This window comes from Bradyrhizobium sp. BR14999 (assembly GCF_056106085.1).
Genome location: NZ_CM148536.1, coordinates 3,544,244 through 3,558,273 on the forward strand (window position 1 = coordinate 3,544,244; position 14,030 = coordinate 3,558,273).

General features: G+C 63.9%; 16 protein-coding genes. 7 read left to right on the forward strand and 9 right to left on the reverse strand.

Features of this window, described 5'->3' with window-relative positions:
• Window positions 1-181: 181 nt before the first annotated feature.
• The 3 genes from ACR9YP_RS16285 to pqqA all read left to right on the forward strand — a co-directional run bounded on the left by ACR9YP_RS16285 (window position 182) and on the right by pqqA (window position 1,363).
• Window positions 182-574, forward strand: a complete 393-nt coding sequence (locus ACR9YP_RS16285) for an EF-hand domain-containing protein (RefSeq protein ID WP_091896411.1) — start codon at window positions 182-184, stop codon at window positions 572-574.
• 144 nt (window positions 575-718) lie between these two features.
• A complete protein-coding gene (locus tag ACR9YP_RS16290) occupies window positions 719-1,054 on the forward strand; it encodes a hypothetical protein (protein ID WP_091896457.1) in 336 nt (111 codons plus the stop codon).
• 228 nt (window positions 1,055-1,282) lie between these two features.
• The gene (gene pqqA / locus ACR9YP_RS16295) at window positions 1,283-1,363 is read left to right on the forward strand and encodes a pyrroloquinoline quinone precursor peptide PqqA (protein ID WP_008562446.1); all 81 of its coding nucleotides are present in this window, start codon (window positions 1,283-1,285) and stop codon (window positions 1,361-1,363) included.
• 224 nt (window positions 1,364-1,587) lie between these two features.
• On the opposite strand, the gene ACR9YP_RS16300 is transcribed toward pqqA, so the two are convergent.
• Both ACR9YP_RS16300 and ACR9YP_RS16305 read right to left on the reverse strand, forming a co-directional pair.
• Window positions 1,588-4,734, reverse strand: a complete 3,147-nt coding sequence (locus ACR9YP_RS16300; RefSeq protein WP_474220415.1) for an efflux RND transporter permease subunit — start codon at window positions 4,732-4,734, stop codon at window positions 1,588-1,590.
• Window positions 4,727-5,797, reverse strand: coding sequence for an efflux RND transporter periplasmic adaptor subunit (locus ACR9YP_RS16305; RefSeq protein WP_474220416.1), 1,071 nt, complete (start codon window positions 5,795-5,797; stop codon window positions 4,727-4,729). Before ACR9YP_RS16305 ends, ACR9YP_RS16300 begins: the two co-directional genes overlap by 8 nt.
• Before the next feature lie 218 nt (window positions 5,798-6,015).
• Between ACR9YP_RS16305 and ACR9YP_RS16310 the strand changes: the two genes are divergently transcribed.
• A complete protein-coding gene (locus ACR9YP_RS16310; protein ID WP_091896419.1) occupies window positions 6,016-6,225 on the forward strand; it encodes a hypothetical protein in 210 nt (69 codons plus the stop codon).
• Window positions 6,226-6,234: 9 nt separating this feature from the next.
• Here ACR9YP_RS16310 and ACR9YP_RS16315 read toward each other — a convergent pair whose 3' ends face one another.
• The 5 genes from ACR9YP_RS16315 to ACR9YP_RS16335 are packed head-to-tail and all read right to left on the reverse strand — an operon-like array spanning window position 6,235 to window position 9,909.
• A complete protein-coding gene (locus ACR9YP_RS16315) occupies window positions 6,235-6,576 on the reverse strand; it encodes a hypothetical protein (RefSeq protein ID WP_438106437.1) in 342 nt (113 codons plus the stop codon).
• A gap of 26 nt (window positions 6,577-6,602) precedes the next feature.
• Window positions 6,603-7,406, reverse strand: coding sequence for a pentapeptide repeat-containing protein (locus tag ACR9YP_RS16320; protein ID WP_474221065.1), 804 nt, complete (start codon window positions 7,404-7,406; stop codon window positions 6,603-6,605).
• Window positions 7,407-7,453: 47 nt separating this feature from the next.
• Window positions 7,454-8,182 carry an ABC transporter ATP-binding protein gene (locus ACR9YP_RS16325; protein ID WP_438106439.1) on the reverse strand — a complete coding sequence of 243 codons (729 nt, stop codon included), beginning with the start codon at window positions 8,180-8,182 and terminating at the stop codon, window positions 7,454-7,456.
• Window positions 8,172-8,909, reverse strand: coding sequence for an ABC transporter permease (locus ACR9YP_RS16330; protein ID WP_438106441.1), 738 nt, complete (start codon window positions 8,907-8,909; stop codon window positions 8,172-8,174). Before ACR9YP_RS16330 ends, ACR9YP_RS16325 begins: the two co-directional genes overlap by 11 nt.
• 1 nt (window position 8,910) lies before the next feature.
• Window positions 8,911-9,909 (reverse strand): ABC transporter substrate-binding protein, encoded by a 999-nt coding sequence (locus ACR9YP_RS16335; protein ID WP_438106443.1) that lies wholly within the window; start codon window positions 9,907-9,909, stop codon window positions 8,911-8,913.
• An 87-nt stretch (window positions 9,910-9,996) separates the two neighbouring features.
• On the opposite strand from ACR9YP_RS16335, the gene ACR9YP_RS16340 reads away from it, so the two are divergent.
• Window positions 9,997-10,356 (forward strand): hypothetical protein, encoded by a 360-nt coding sequence (locus ACR9YP_RS16340; protein ID WP_438106445.1) that lies wholly within the window; start codon window positions 9,997-9,999, stop codon window positions 10,354-10,356.
• A 179-nt stretch (window positions 10,357-10,535) separates the two neighbouring features.
• Here ACR9YP_RS16340 and ACR9YP_RS16345 read toward each other — a convergent pair whose 3' ends face one another.
• Together ACR9YP_RS16345 and ACR9YP_RS16350 are read right to left on the reverse strand one after the other, a co-directional pair.
• Entirely contained in the window at window positions 10,536-11,354 is an 819-nt protein-coding gene (locus ACR9YP_RS16345; RefSeq protein ID WP_438106447.1) for a quinoprotein dehydrogenase-associated SoxYZ-like carrier, read from the reverse strand.
• A 42-nt stretch (window positions 11,355-11,396) separates the two neighbouring features.
• Window positions 11,397-12,305 carry a quinoprotein relay system zinc metallohydrolase 2 gene (locus ACR9YP_RS16350; RefSeq protein WP_474220417.1) on the reverse strand — a complete coding sequence of 303 codons (909 nt, stop codon included), beginning with the start codon at window positions 12,303-12,305 and terminating at the stop codon, window positions 11,397-11,399.
• A gap of 146 nt (window positions 12,306-12,451) precedes the next feature.
• On the opposite strand from ACR9YP_RS16350, the gene ACR9YP_RS16355 reads away from it, so the two are divergent.
• The gene (locus ACR9YP_RS16355) at window positions 12,452-13,336 is read left to right on the forward strand and encodes a substrate-binding domain-containing protein (RefSeq protein WP_474220418.1); all 885 of its coding nucleotides are present in this window, start codon (window positions 12,452-12,454) and stop codon (window positions 13,334-13,336) included.
• Window positions 13,333-13,890, forward strand: a complete 558-nt coding sequence (locus ACR9YP_RS16360) for a PQQ-dependent catabolism-associated CXXCW motif protein (RefSeq protein ID WP_474220419.1) — start codon at window positions 13,333-13,335, stop codon at window positions 13,888-13,890. Before ACR9YP_RS16355 ends, ACR9YP_RS16360 begins: the two co-directional genes overlap by 4 nt.
• Window positions 13,891-14,030: the final 140 nt, after the last annotated feature.

Below are 14,030 nucleotides of genomic sequence, written 5' to 3' on the forward strand. Positions count from 1 at the left end.
GTGCGCAGATGCTGGAGAAATTCCGCGACGCGAAGCGGTCCGACGGAGGCGACTAGGCTGACGCCGCGGGGTTCCGTAAGTCTGGCGCGCGCAGGTTGTAATTTTCGACTTGAACCGGGGCTTGATTGTGGACTTATGTCAGTCTCGTGCTCGCTCAAATCGAGGTTGGCAGGAGGTTTCAATGAGGTCACGTCGCTCAATTACGCTTGCGCTCACGGTTGCATTGCTGTCCGGTCCGGCCCTTGCGGCATCCGGCAATGCGGTCAAGATGTTCGACACCGACAATGACGGCACGCTCGATCTCGCCGAGGTGAAGAAGGCGGCCAGCGCATTGTTCGCCAAGCTCGACCCCGATCATGACGGCACGCTCGATGCACGCGAGTTGCGCGGGCGGTTGTCGGCGAAAGAGCTCGCCGCCGCCGATCCCGATCGTGACGGGACTCTTACGCTCGACGAATACCTGTCCGTGGTGGAGAAGCGCTTCAATGCGGCCAATCCGGACAAGGATGGCACGCTCGATGCAAAAGAGCTGAACTCGCGGGCCGGCCGCGCGCTGCTGCGGCTGCTGCGCTGAGCGCGTACCCCTGGAACGGACGTGGCGGCGGCGGCATTGCGATTAATTCCGCCCCGACACTCGGAACATCGGGCTGCCGGGCCTGTTCTCCCCGAAATGGCCTGCCTGGCGCGTTGGGGCTGCGCGGCGGGAGGAGAGGAGATCATGCAGATGAACACCAAACGATCCGTTCTTGCTGCCTGCGCGATCCTGACGTTGAGCGCCGGTGTCGCCGTCGCGGGCCCCTGCAAAACCGGCAGTGCAGCCACTGACAAGGATGCCGGGTCTGGCCCGGTCACCGTGGGCTCGGCGCAATCCCATCCATCGAGTTCGGCGAGCGACACCAGTCAGCATCCGCCGACCAGCACGATGAATCGTGCGAGCGGCGAAACGCCGGCTTCATCCGAGGATGCGCAGCGGCAGATGCAGAGTGAACCGACGGCTGCTCAGCAGGCCGAAGGCGCCAAGCCGAATCCGGCAATGGCCGACAAGGACTGCTGACGACGTGGCGCTGGTCGTGTCGATTCGAGGCGCGGTGTGTCGCGCAAGGTGATGTCCTCCAGGTCTGTGCTTGACCAAGAGGGAACTGGCTTTGCCTGAGAGAGAAATGCGGCCGCGAAGAATCGACACAGACGCGTTCGGCATTCGAATCGGCGCTTGAACTATAGGGGACCGAGCCCTAGGTTTTGCCCCGCGCGATATCGCGCTCAATACCTTGGGAGACCCCGAATGGCTTGGAAAGCTCCGAAGATCGTGGAAGTGCCGGTCGGCATGGAAATCAACATGTACGCCTGCGCTTCGCGCAAGTAAGACTGACGACCTGCCGCGGCTTCGATGGCAAACGCCGTCGAAGCCGTGGCAGTGTCGGGCCGCCATTCTCGCGGCTTTCTGCTTATTCAGCGCAATTCAATGCGCTCCTCCTCTTCATGAGAGTTCATCAAGGCCGCCGCGGTGGACGTCGGGCCACAGTGACGGTCGGGGACGCTGCTTGGTCAGTGTTGTTTCCGCTTTCGCAGCGAACGTGATCTAGACCGTCACGCGCCTTGCGTGCGCTCGGAGCGCGTCTTGAAACGTGCATATCGAAGCGCAAGGGTGGGCAGAACCAGCAGACTAAGTGCCATCGAGGTCATGAGCCCCCCGAGGATGACGATCGCCATCGGGCCCTCTATTTCACGCCCCGGTTCTCCTGCGCCGAGTGCGAGTGGCAGCAATCCCAGACCAGTCACAAGAGACGTCATCAGGATCGGGACGAGACGGTCGGCAGCGCCCTCGTTCGCGGTATCGGGTCCCCACACGCGACCGTCGACGAGGACGAGGTGCTCGTAATGCGAGATCATAAGGATGGAATTGCGCAGCGTGATTCCGAACAACGTGACGAAGCCGACCATCGATCCGAGCGAAAGCAGACCACCGGTTACCGCTAGTGCGAACACGCCACCGACAAACGCAAACGGCAGGTTGATCATCACCAGCAACAGATTTCGCAAATGGCCGGTCACCATCGCGAGCAGCGCGAAAATACCCGTCGCAGCCAGCAAGGAGTTGACGATGAGATCGCGGCGCGACCGGGCTTGTGCCTCGGCCGCTCCTGCAAATTCGACATGCGCACCGGGCGGCAGTGCGACCTCGCGGGCCAGCTTGCGCTTGGCGGCGGCCACGAAAGATTCGAGATCGCGCCCGCTTACGTTCGCCGTTACGGTCTGAACCCGCTGTGCATTCTGATGCTGGATCTGATAGCGGCCCGAGGTTTCGTAGACGTCGGCGATTTGCTTCAGCAGAATGTAAGCCCCGCTCGGCGTGCGCACCGGCAGGTCACCGATCTGAGTGAGCCGGGCGCGGGCATGCTGGTCGAGGATAACGACAACGTTGAAGACGGCATTGCCTTCGTATCCCTGGCCGACGATGTCGCCCTGATAGCCGGTGCGGATCAGCTCGAGCACTTCGACGGCATCGAGGCCCCAACGCTGCAGATCGGTCGGGCGGAGCGTCACATTAAGCTGCGGCATCCCTGGCGGGGATCGTTGCTGCACATCGATCGCACCCGCGACTTCGTCGAGCTCTCGGGCGACGTCGCGCGCAGCGCTCTCAAGTGAATCGAGATCGGGCCCGTAGATGTTGATGACCACCGCCGCGGTGAAGCCGGAGACGGTCTCCTCCACGCGCTCCGTCAAGTAGGTCTTGCTCGAGAAAGAAACTCCGGGGAAGTCGGCCAAAGCGGCCCTGATGTGCGCTTCTGTCGCCGATTGCTCTTGACCCGAGAGCCCCGGCTGCAGGTCGACTTCGAACTCGCTGGAATGCGGACCCACCGTGTCGATGCCGGCCTCAGCTCGGCCTGCATGCTGCGCCACCCTGCGTACGCCTGGGATACGTCGGAGCGTGTCCGTCATCAGTTTCCCGATGCGAAGCGATTCGTCGAGCGAGGTGCCGGGGATCGCAGAGACGTGCAGAATCAGATGGCCTTCCCGCAGATCCGGAAGGAAGGTCCCGCCGAAGAAAGGCAGCATCGCGGCACCGGCGATCGTCAGAACCGCGGCCGCCGTCATCACGAGTTTCGGGAAACGGCCGATATGACGTAGCAAGGCTTGATAATGGCGACGGGACCACCGCACCGTAGGCGGTTCTTGCAGGCGTTGTCCGCCGGTCGTCCCGACGAGTAGCAGCATAGAGAGCGCGGGGGTCACCGTAAGGGCGACCGCGAGCGAGGCTAGCACCGCGAGGATGTAGGCGATAGCCAAGGGGCCGAACAGACGGCCGGCAATGCCGGAGAGCGCCAGGATCGGAAAGAAGACCAGCAGCACCGCAAAGGTCGCATAGGCTACAGCGGTGCGTACCTCAAGGAAGGCTTCGAGCACGACGCGAGTTTCGGATCTGGGCGCGGTTGCCCGGCGATTTTCGCGCAATCGGCGTACGACGTTTTCAACGCCGATCACGGCGTCATCGACGACCTCGCCGATGGCGATCGCAAGGCCGCCCAGCGTCATCGTGTTGAGGGTTTCGCCCATCCATTGGAGGGCGAGCACGGCCGCTATCAACGATAGGGGGATAGCGGTGCAACTGATGATCGAGGTGCGCCAGTCGAACAAAAATAGGAACAGAACGACGATCACGAGCACCCCGCCTATCAACAGGGCGTACAGCACGTTCTCCGTCGCCGTGTCGATGAAGTTGGCAGGGCGAAATATGTCCGCATGGAGCTGAACCCCATCGGCTTCGAGTCCCGGTCGCAGTCCTTGCAGCGCGGCTTCTGCTCGCGTGGTGACCTCTCGCGTGTTCGCTCCGTATTGCTGGCTGACCATGAGCATGATGCCGGGGACACCGTCGATGAGGGCGGCCCCGATTGGCGGCTCGGGAGCGGTCACGACCGTGGCAACGTCGCCGAGAACCACGCTCGCGCCGCCTTCGTGCAGGAGAACGGTGCGGGCAAGCTGGTCGGGCGTCAAAGATTGCCCATGGGTTTGCAGCGTGATGCGCTGATTGGTCGTATCGATAAAGCCGGCGCCCCGTATGCCGGTCGCCTTGCGCGCTGCGGCCAAGACGTCATTCAGGCCGACCCGGAATCGGATCAAGTCGTCCGGACGGACTTGCACCTGCAGAGATCTGACGTCTTTGCCGTAAGTGGATACTTGCGCCACGCCCGGTACGGCCAGGAGCCGTCTCGCCACGGTCCAGTCCGCGATGGTGCGCAAATCCATCAGCGAGCGTTGGTCGGAGGTCAGGCCGATGACCAGCACCGTACCGGCTAGCGGGGTCAATGGTGTCATCGACGGCGGCTGCACGCCTTGCGGCAGCCGCGCGGCCACGGCCGCGAGACGTTCCGTCACCAATTGGCGCGCCCGGTAGATGTCGCTGCCCGGCTGGAAGATGACCGTCACCACGGAGAGGCCCTGGATCGACGACGATCGCAAACTTTCGACGCCGGCCAAGCCGTTGATCGACATTTCGATCGGTTGGGTGACCAGAATTTCGACCTGCTCCGGACTGAGCCCGGGAGCTTCCGTCTGGATCGTGATCTGTGGCGGCGCGAATTCAGGGAAGACCCCGTATTTGGCTTCGCCGAGGGCGAACAGGCCATAGCCCAGCAGCGCACACGCAAGAGCGAGCACGATGCCGCGGAAGCGGATGGCGAACGCGACAAGAGCGGCTTGCGGCCCAGGCCTGTTGGAGCCGATGCCGTCAGTCATTGTCACCGCCGCCCCGAAGCTCGCTCCTGGCCTCCTCGGACAACAGGACCTGCGCGCCCCGGACCACGATTTCGGAACCCGATGGGATGTCTCGGACGACGTAGTCGTCATCCGAGACGGGTTGATCCGTGCTGATCGGATGACGTCGGAAGCTATCGGAGTTCACGCGCAGATAGACCCATGATCGACCCTGCCATCGGACGATCGCGGTATCTTCAACGAAGACTCCCTCGTAAGTATTGCCTGACGGCACGTAAACGATGGTGTTCATGCCGGGCAGCAGACCGCTGTCGCCAGGCGCGGAGAAGAAATAGCTCAATCCCTGGATACGGGGATCTGTGCGCGTTGCCGGGGAGATATACTGGAGATCGATGTTCGCGTTTCGCGTCGGGGCCTGCGCGAGAGCCGTTCCCGGAGTCCCAATGGCAGTCATGCCGGACGGCAGCGTCACCTGAACGAGAAACTGATCGCGTTCGATCAGCCTGACAACTCCGGGCGAGCGCTCGATGATTCCCCGGCCGATCACCGGCCCCCATTCCTGCTGCGCCGTGGCCGCGAGAGTCCTGAGCTGCGACTCCGCAGCGGCGAGCGCGGCCTTATCGGTCCGCAACGTTCCCTCTGCGGTCTCGGCCTCCTTCTTCGGGAGCGCTGCGGATTCGACGAGATTCTTCGTTCGCTCGAATGCGCTCTTGGCGACTTCGAGCTTGGCCTGCGCCGTCTGGAGTTGAGCCTGAGCATTGGCGTAGCTGTTCGTGAGCTCCGTAATGCGGGAGATATCCAGCACCGCACCATATGCGCGGAATTGCTCAGGATGCGGAGCAGTTTCGGCAACTGCGGTTTCGAGTCCGATCTGTCCCTGTTGGCTGCGCGTAAGCTTGACTACCGCCTGATCGCTGTTTGCGGTGCGGGAGGGCTCGGTACGGCCCGAATTCGCGCCGTCCGGCTGCGCCGGCTCCGCAACGGCTCGTCGGCCTTGACCAGAGATGGCCAAGGTGCCGGTGCTGAACGCCAGCAGGCACAGAGTTACCGCGACGCCGCGCCAAGAGGTTTCCGTGAAAGCCATCAGCCTGTTAGCAATTGTGGGGAACCAGCTTATTGACGAAATCAAGTGGCGACAAGGCGCCGTTTGACCTTAGCCAGCATAGGCAAAGGTCGGGGCACTTTTACGAGAGGCCGCAATTGCCAGGTTCCCGGTTCTACTCGCACGGAATTGAAACTTCCGTCTGCTGTGGACGTAGCCTTTGTGCTACTTCTTGATCGCGGAGGCGAGAGGATCCCGGCATGAACCCGATCGACCTGGTGGTGACTGTGTGTGCGGTGCTCTCGCCTGCGACCTGCGAGGAGCAGCATCTGGTGTTCAACTATTCCGGGTCGCCGCGGCAATGCGCGATGGCCGCGCCGCCCTATATCGCGCAATGGGTGGGCGAGCATCCGAAGTGGCAGGCGGTGCGGTGGCGCTGCGAATACCCGCACACGCATGACAAGGCGTGAGCGGCGGCGCTACTTGGTGCAATCCTTCAAATCCTTATCGGCGATTGAGAACACCGCGTCGGCCCTGATCTCGATGCCGCGGACGATGCACTGCCGGCCATTGGGATAGCTCACCCTGGCGTCGTAATGGCCCGGCTCGATGCCGGTGATGCGCAGCCGCTCGTCGTGGTCGACCTCCTTGTCCTTGTCGTTCAAGCATTGGTTCGGACCCCAGTCGGTCCTGCCGGCGGGAGCGAGCTGGAAGCCGGAGATCGTCTCAGTCGTCAGATTCCAGAGCCGGATGCCCTTGCCCTGCGCGGCGGCTTCGCCGGCAAGCGTCAACAACGCGATCAAAGCTAGAACCCAACGCATCAGCCAGTCCTCCCAAAGGCGGGCCGTCATTCCCTGATCAGGCGCTCGCGGTTCTTTGCCTTGTCGAAATTTTTGGCGCGGTCAAGGCCGTTCGGTGCGATCAGCTTCGCCGAGACGAGATCGGCGCCGTCGAAATCGGCGTCGATGACGATGGCGCCGGTCAGATCGGCTCCGCCGAGTTCGGCGTTTTTCAGTGATGCGCCGCTCAGGTCGGCGCCCCTGAGGGCCGCGAATTGGAGGTCGACGCGCGACAAATCGGCGTTGCGCGCGTTCAGCCGTTCCAGGTTGGCGGATCTGAGCACCGCGCGCATCAGCCCCATCGACTGGTTGCGCATATCGGCGCCAAGCTTCGCGTCCGCGATCGAGGCGCCGACCATGCTTGCGCCGGTGAGATCCGCAGCGATGCGCGCTCCCGACAGGTTCGCGCTGTCGAGACGCGCGCGGGCCATTTGCGATGCGAACAGATTGGCGCCCTTCAGGCTTGCGCCGGTAAGATCCGCATCCAGCAGCCATGCCTGATCGAGGATAGCACGGTCAAGCTTGGCGTCTCGGAGTATTGTCTTGTTGAGCCGCGCGGCGCGCAGAACCGCGTTGGACAGGTCCAGCCCCGAGAGATCGAGGCCCGACAGGCGTTTGCCGGTGAAATCGGCAGGCTGCGCGGCGCTCGCTTTGGCCAGCACGGCTTCGACCTCTGGCCTGGTCATTTCGGCCGAGACCATCGCGGGGGAGGTGAGGTCGACACCACGCATCATGTCCTGCGCGCCCGCCGTCATCGTGACGAGTGCAAGACCAAGCGTTGCAAGCGTTGAGAGGGCGACCGTCCGCGTCATCATCAACTCCGCCGCCGGCCTATCTAGCACATCCGCCAGCTGGCCGGCTATGAGATATCTCGCTCGGCGCGGTCGCCTTGAGTTCGTTGGGCGAGGCCGGCCTTGATCGCCGCAATCTCGGCTTCGCCGCGAGTGTCGCGTGGGATGTCGATAGGTACCTCTGCCACGATCCGCGTTGGCCGGGCCGACAGGAAGAACAGCCGATCGCCCAGGTGCACTGCATCGTCCAGGCTGTGTGTCACCAAAAGCGTCATCATTGGCCGGCTCGCGACGAGCGTCGCAATCTCATCCCGCAGGCGTCCAGCGAGAGCGTCGTCGAGCGATGCCAGTGGCTCGTCAAGCACCAAAATATCCGGCTCGACGGCAAAGGCGCGGGCCAGCGCGACGCGCCGGGCAAGCCCCAGCGACAATTCGCCGGGGAAATGGCTGCGATGTGCCTCCAGCTCCAGGATTTTGAACAGCTCCGACAGCCTGGCATCGGTGACATCGGGTGCAGCGAGCCGCACATTCTGCTCGACCGAACGCCACGGCAGCAGCCGCGGCTCCTGGAATACCATGCCGATCCGCGCCTGCGGCGGCCGTTCGATCCGCCCCTGAAACTCGTGATCGAGCCCCAGGATGATGCGCAGCATCGTGCTCTTGCCGCAGCCGGAGGGGCCGATCAGCACGCCGACCTCGCCGGATTCAAGCGTGAACTTGACCGGCGCCAGCACCTCGTGCGTTCCGCCGGCGGCACTTTTGAACGTCTTGCCTGTGATCTCGACCTCAAGCCGCACGGGGCCGCCACCGTGTTGCGCGGGCTTCGAACGGCTGCACCAGCAAGGTTTCGATGACGAGCACGACGGCGGCAAAGGTCAGCGAATAGGCGAGCAGCCGCGGCGTGTCGAACAGCTGGAAGGCGACGCCGATCTCGAAGCCGACGCCGTTCGGACGGCCCAACAGCTCGGCAACCAGCACGATCTTCCATACCAGCGACAATCCGGAGCGCGCGGAGGCTGCGATATAAGGCGCAAGCTGCGGCAGCACGACGTGGCGGAAAGCGCGCCAGCGCGGCATCGCGAATACACTCGCCATCTCGTCGAGCGAGCGGTCGAGCGCGCGGGCGCCCTCGCGCAAGGTGACGATGGCGGTCGGCAGCTTGTTGATGGCGATTGCCGCGATCGCGGCGGCCTCGGTGAGGCCAGCCCAGATATAGGCCAGCACGATCACGACCAAGGCGGGCAAATTGAGCAGCAGGATCAGCCAGGGATCGCCGAGCCGGTCGGCAAGCTTCACCCGTCCCATCAGATAGCCGATGGCGCTGCCGAGCGACATCGCCAGCACGAAGGCGAGGGTGACGCGCGCCAGCGTGGCGCCGAGATGCAGGAACAACGCGCCGCTCGCGGCCTCCGCGATCATCACCTGGAGCACGGCGGGCGGGGAGGGCAGCTTTGCGCCGCCGGCGAACAGCGCGGCGATCCACCAGATTGCGAGGAACAGGGCAAACGACAGAAGACGCAGCACCTCAGTCTCCGGGGACCGCGTGATAAAAGGTGCCGGGATCGAGCTCGGCCGCCGGCCCGACGAGGTCGCGGCCACCGATCTCGGCGAGCACGCGGTAGAGCACGCGCGCATCCGCCTCCTCGTCGCCGATGCTCCGCCGCGGGATACCGTCGCGATAGCGGTCGCGATAGGTCTTGAGCATGGCCGGATCGGTGGTGCCGGTAAGCGGTGCGATCTTGTCCCAGGCCGCGTCCGAGGTCACCAGCAGCTCTTTGGCCTTCCGGGTCATCGCGATGAATCGCGCCACGGCGTCACGATGGCTTGCCGCCCAGCTCTCGTCGAAGACATAGCCGACCGCGGCGACCGCGCCCTTGGCGCCGAGTTTTGGCAGGATGTCCTCGATGCCGGCGAGGCGGCGAAAGCCCTTGGCCTCGAGCTGCGCGCAGAAATTCCAGAAGTTGAGGCTCGCATCCATCTCGCCGTCGAGCGCCTTGGCGGCGATCAGGGGCGGGGCGCCATAGACGATGGTCGCCGCAGACTTCAGGTCGATGCCGTCCTGCTTCATGCGGGCCTGGAGCAGCAGCCAGCTCTTGTCGATTGCTCCGCCGGCGACGGCGAGCTTGCGTCCCCTGAGGTCTGCGAGCGTCTTGATTGGCGAAGCCGCCGGCACCATCACCGCGCCGAGCGCGCTGGAATAGGGATAGAAGGTGAGCTTGGCGCCGAGCGCGCGCTCGCGCGACACCCACAGCCAGTCCGACAGGATGATGTCGGCGCTGCCTGCGCGCATCGCGATCTTGCCGGCCTCGGTACTCGCGAGCTCGCTGACTTCCAGCGACAAATCGGCCTCCTTGTCCAGACCGTTCGCGCGGATCGCGGCCAGCTCCCAGGAGAATGTTCCGGTTTTCTGCACCGCAAGGCGGATGGTCTCCGCGGCGCGGGCGGGTGCGGCTAGGGTCAACGCCAGCGTCACCGCGAGCGCCAATGTTCGACCAAATACCTTTATCGCACCAAGTGCTCTCATCACCTTGTGAGCCGTTTCCTCTGACGGAGTGCTTTTCAGGACAATAGGCATAGCATAGCTTTGGTCGCAACCATCGGGAGGATGCGCATGAAACTGGCGGGACGGCTACGACCGATTGTCGCCGCATTGGCGGTATTGGCGGCGACCGCATGCGGGGCGCGGGCCGAGGACGCCAATGATTATCCGACGTCGGCACGCGCTGAGTACGTCTATGGCTGCATGAAGGCCAATGGCGAGACGCGGTCTACGATCGAGCAATGTTCCTGCTCGATCGACGTGGTCGCCTCGATAATGCCCTATGCGCGCTACGTCACCGCGGAGACCGCGCTCAGCATGTCCCAGGTGCGCGGTAATCTCGGCGTCCAGTTCCGCACCTCGGAGCAGGCAAATTCGGCGGTGAATGATTTGAGGCGCGCACAGGCCGAAGCCGAGGTGCGGTGTTTCTAGTGTAGCGGCACAGACGGTGTCATCCTTCTCCCCTTGTGGGAGAAGGTGGCGCGAAGCGCCGGATGAGGGGTATCTCTGCTCTTGCTCAGACGTTGAAAGTTGCGCTCGCGGAGAGAGACCCCTCACCCGCCTCGCTTCGCGAGGCACCCTCTCCCACAGGGGGAGAGGGTAAGAAATCTTCACGTCCCCGGCTTCTCCACGTCCCACTCATTGCGGAACACGTGCCCATCAGTGTCCTTCGCCTCGGCGCGAAAGCGCTTGGCGCCGTTGGAGACATAGGTGAAGCGCAGATTGGGATCTTCCGAGATCGAGATGCCGCCTTCCATCGACAGCACGGGGCTGTCGTCCTGCGTCAGCTTGAGCTGGTTGATGAAGAAGGCCGGGATATAGAGCTGCGTGACCTGGTCCATCTGGAGGCCGGAATTGTTGGGATGGCCGATCATGATCTGCGCCTCGCGCACGCGGCTCGCCGGCGCCTCCTCGCGTGCGAATTGCCGGTAGCGCATCTGGCCGAGCCGGTTCCTGGCTTCCTCGATGTTCTTGCCCGCCGGCGCCGAGCAGCCGCCGGAGGCCTTCACATAGACCTTCGAGACATAGAGCTGGCCGTCGCTGAGCTCGGCCACCGCATGCACGTCGGTGTAGTTGTTGACGCGCACGCGCGTCGAGATTTCCGTGACATTGGCATCCGGCCCGAGCTCGAATTTGGCGGCCATCGGCGCCGGGTTGCGGTCGATCACCAGCGTGATCGAACGGATGCGGCGCGCATCGCCGGGCGACAGTTTGCTGCGCAGGGTCACCGGCACGATGGCTGCGTCCTCGGCGCGATAGGGCATCTCGATGCCGATGACGGTGCTGCCGTCGTTCATCGGACGGCTATTGAAGATGTCCTGCACCAGGCCCGGCCAGGGATCATAGGCCTCTTCCGCCTGCGCCGGCACGGCGAAGGCGATGCCGAGCAGTACGGCGGTCAAGGTCAGGCGGCGAGTGCATGCCATCATGGTCACGGTCCTGCGGGCGTTTCGCCCATCGTAGCGCGCCCGCTACTCCCATTCAATTTCCGAGAATGCTGCGGTCGCGTTGCGGGCGTTGTAGTCCTCGAACAATTCCCAGCGCGGACGTTCCGACGCAGCGGCCTTGTCGGCGGCGGTTCGGATCGGTTCGCCCTTCTTGTTCAGAGCGCGGACATCGGACAGCAGCGTCGACAGGTAGCGTCGCTCATCGGTCAGTGCAGCAGGCCAGTCGCTCACGGGGCCGTGACCAGGAACGACGCGCAGCGCCGGCATGGCCTCCAATCCCTTCAGCGTGTCGAGCCAGCCGCGGATGCTGCCGTCCATGACCGGAATGTGGCGGAGAAAGACGAGGTCGCCCGCGAACAGGGTTTTGCTCGTCTCGTCGAACACGGTCAAATCAGCGTCGCTGTGCCCGGCTGGCCAGGCGCGCAGAGCCAGTCGGCGCGACCCGAGATCGAGTGTCGTCATGTCCGAAACGAGCAGGGTAGGGGCAATGATCTTCACGGGATCAATCAGCTCGCTACCCATGATGCGGCGGAAATTGTCGAGATAGAAAGGCCCACGCGCCGCGAGCGCCTGCGGAAGCTTGCTATGGCCGACGAAGGTGGTGGTTCCGGCGGCGAAGGCGGCATTGCCGAAAACATGATCGGGATGGCCGTGGGTGTTGATGACGTAGCGGATCGGCTTGGGCGTCTTCGCCCGCACGGCGGCCAGCAGCGCCTCGCCTTCGCGGTAGCTGCCGCCGGTATCGATCACAGCCACCGCGTCATCGCCCACGATGAAGCCGACATTGGCGATGTCGCCCTCGTTCGCGCGGGTCATCAGGGCGATGGTCCCGGAGTGTACGAAGATTCCCGGCGCGACTTCGCTCACAGGCAATTCGGATGCCCCGGCGCGTGCTAACGTGACGATCCCCGCCAGGGATAGGGCTGCGATCATTGAAGCGACGTAAGACACTTTTCCGCCTCAGTTCAGAGGGTTTGCTGCATTGCGCTGCAGCAAAGCAAAGCCAACACCAAGCTGGCAAAAGTTGGCGCGTCATGCGTTGCATGGATAGCATTCAAACAAAACGAGGAGGAAGCGCGATGACGGAGGCCGGACGACATCGTCGCTGGTTGTTTTCACTGTGGGTCCTGATGGCATCCTGCGCGTTCGGCGATGCTGCGATCGCGCAGACCAACGACACCGGCGACCTCTCCTTCGAATTGGTGGACCCGAAGGTGCTGCGCGTCTGCGCCGATCCGCGCAATCTGCCGTTCTCCAACGAGAAGGGCGAGGGGTTCGAGAACAAGCTCGCCGAGTTCTTGGCGGACAAGCTCCAGAAGAAGCTCGACTACGTGTTCTTCCCGCAGGCCACCGGCTTCGTGCGCATGACGCTGGGTGCGCATCGCTGCGACGTCATCATGGGCTTCCCGCAAGGCGACGACCTCGTGCAGGGCACCAATCCCTATTACCGCACGACCTATGCGCTGGTCGCCAAAGCCGGCAGCGGGCTTGAGGACGTCGATACGCTGGAAGACGCGCGCCTGAAAGGCAAGCATGTCGGCATCGTCGCTGGCACGCCGCCGGCGACCAACATGGCGATCGCCGGTCTGATGGGCGATGCAAAGCCCTATCCGCTGATGATCGACACCCGCTTCGACAATTCGGCGCAGGCCATGATCGACGATCTTGCCGCCGGCAAGATCGACGCCGGCGTGCTGTGGGGCCCGATGGCTGGCTACTATGCGAAGAAGGCCGGCTCTTCGCTCCACGTTACGCCACTGGTGAAGGAGACCACCGGGCCGAAGCTGGTCTATCGCATCGGCATGGGCGTGCGTTCCGCCGACCAGAACTGGAAGCGGCAGCTGAACAAGTTGATCCAGGAGAACCAGGGCGAGATCAACAAGATCCTGCTCGACTTCGGCGTTCCGCTACTCGACGAGAGCGATCGGCCGCTCGGCGCGGAGACGGTCAAGAAGACGCCATGAAGCGGCATCTTGCCGTTGCGCTGCTCGCCGCTGTTCTGGCAGGGCAGGCATTGGCGCAGCAGCAGGAGCCGTTCGAGCCCGAGGGATATCGCACCGACAATTACCGCGCGCCGGTGCCAGCGACGCTTGTGGGCGCGCGTGTGTTGACGACGGCGGAAGCCGAGGCGATCTGGCGCGCGAAGAGCGGTGCGTTCGTCGACGTGATGCCGCGCCCGCCGAAACCGAAGAACCTTCCTGCCGGCACCGTGTGGCGCGATGCGCCGCGCAGGAACATTCCGGGGAGCCTGTGGCTGCCGGACACCGGCTACGGCGCGTTGCCGCCCGCCATGGACGATTATCTCCAGCGCGGCCTCGCGCTTGCATCGCACGGCGACAAGGCCGCGCTGCTCGTGATCTATTGCCTGGCCGATTGCTGGATGTCCTGGAACACCGCCAAGCGCGCGCTGGCCTACGGCTATTCCAACATCGCCTGGTACCCTGACGGCACCGACGGCTGGGAGAGCGCAAAGCTCCCGACCGAGGAAGCGCAGCCCGAGCCGCGCCCAGAGCAGTAACGATTGGCCGAGGTGCGCTGCCTCGCCGCGCTTAGGTTAGCGTGAGGGGAGCCTCCGCGATCACGCTGTCAGCAATAGACACAGCGCTCCCCCTTCGTCATTGCGAGCCAACGGGTCCGCGCGAAGCGCGGCCCGATGAC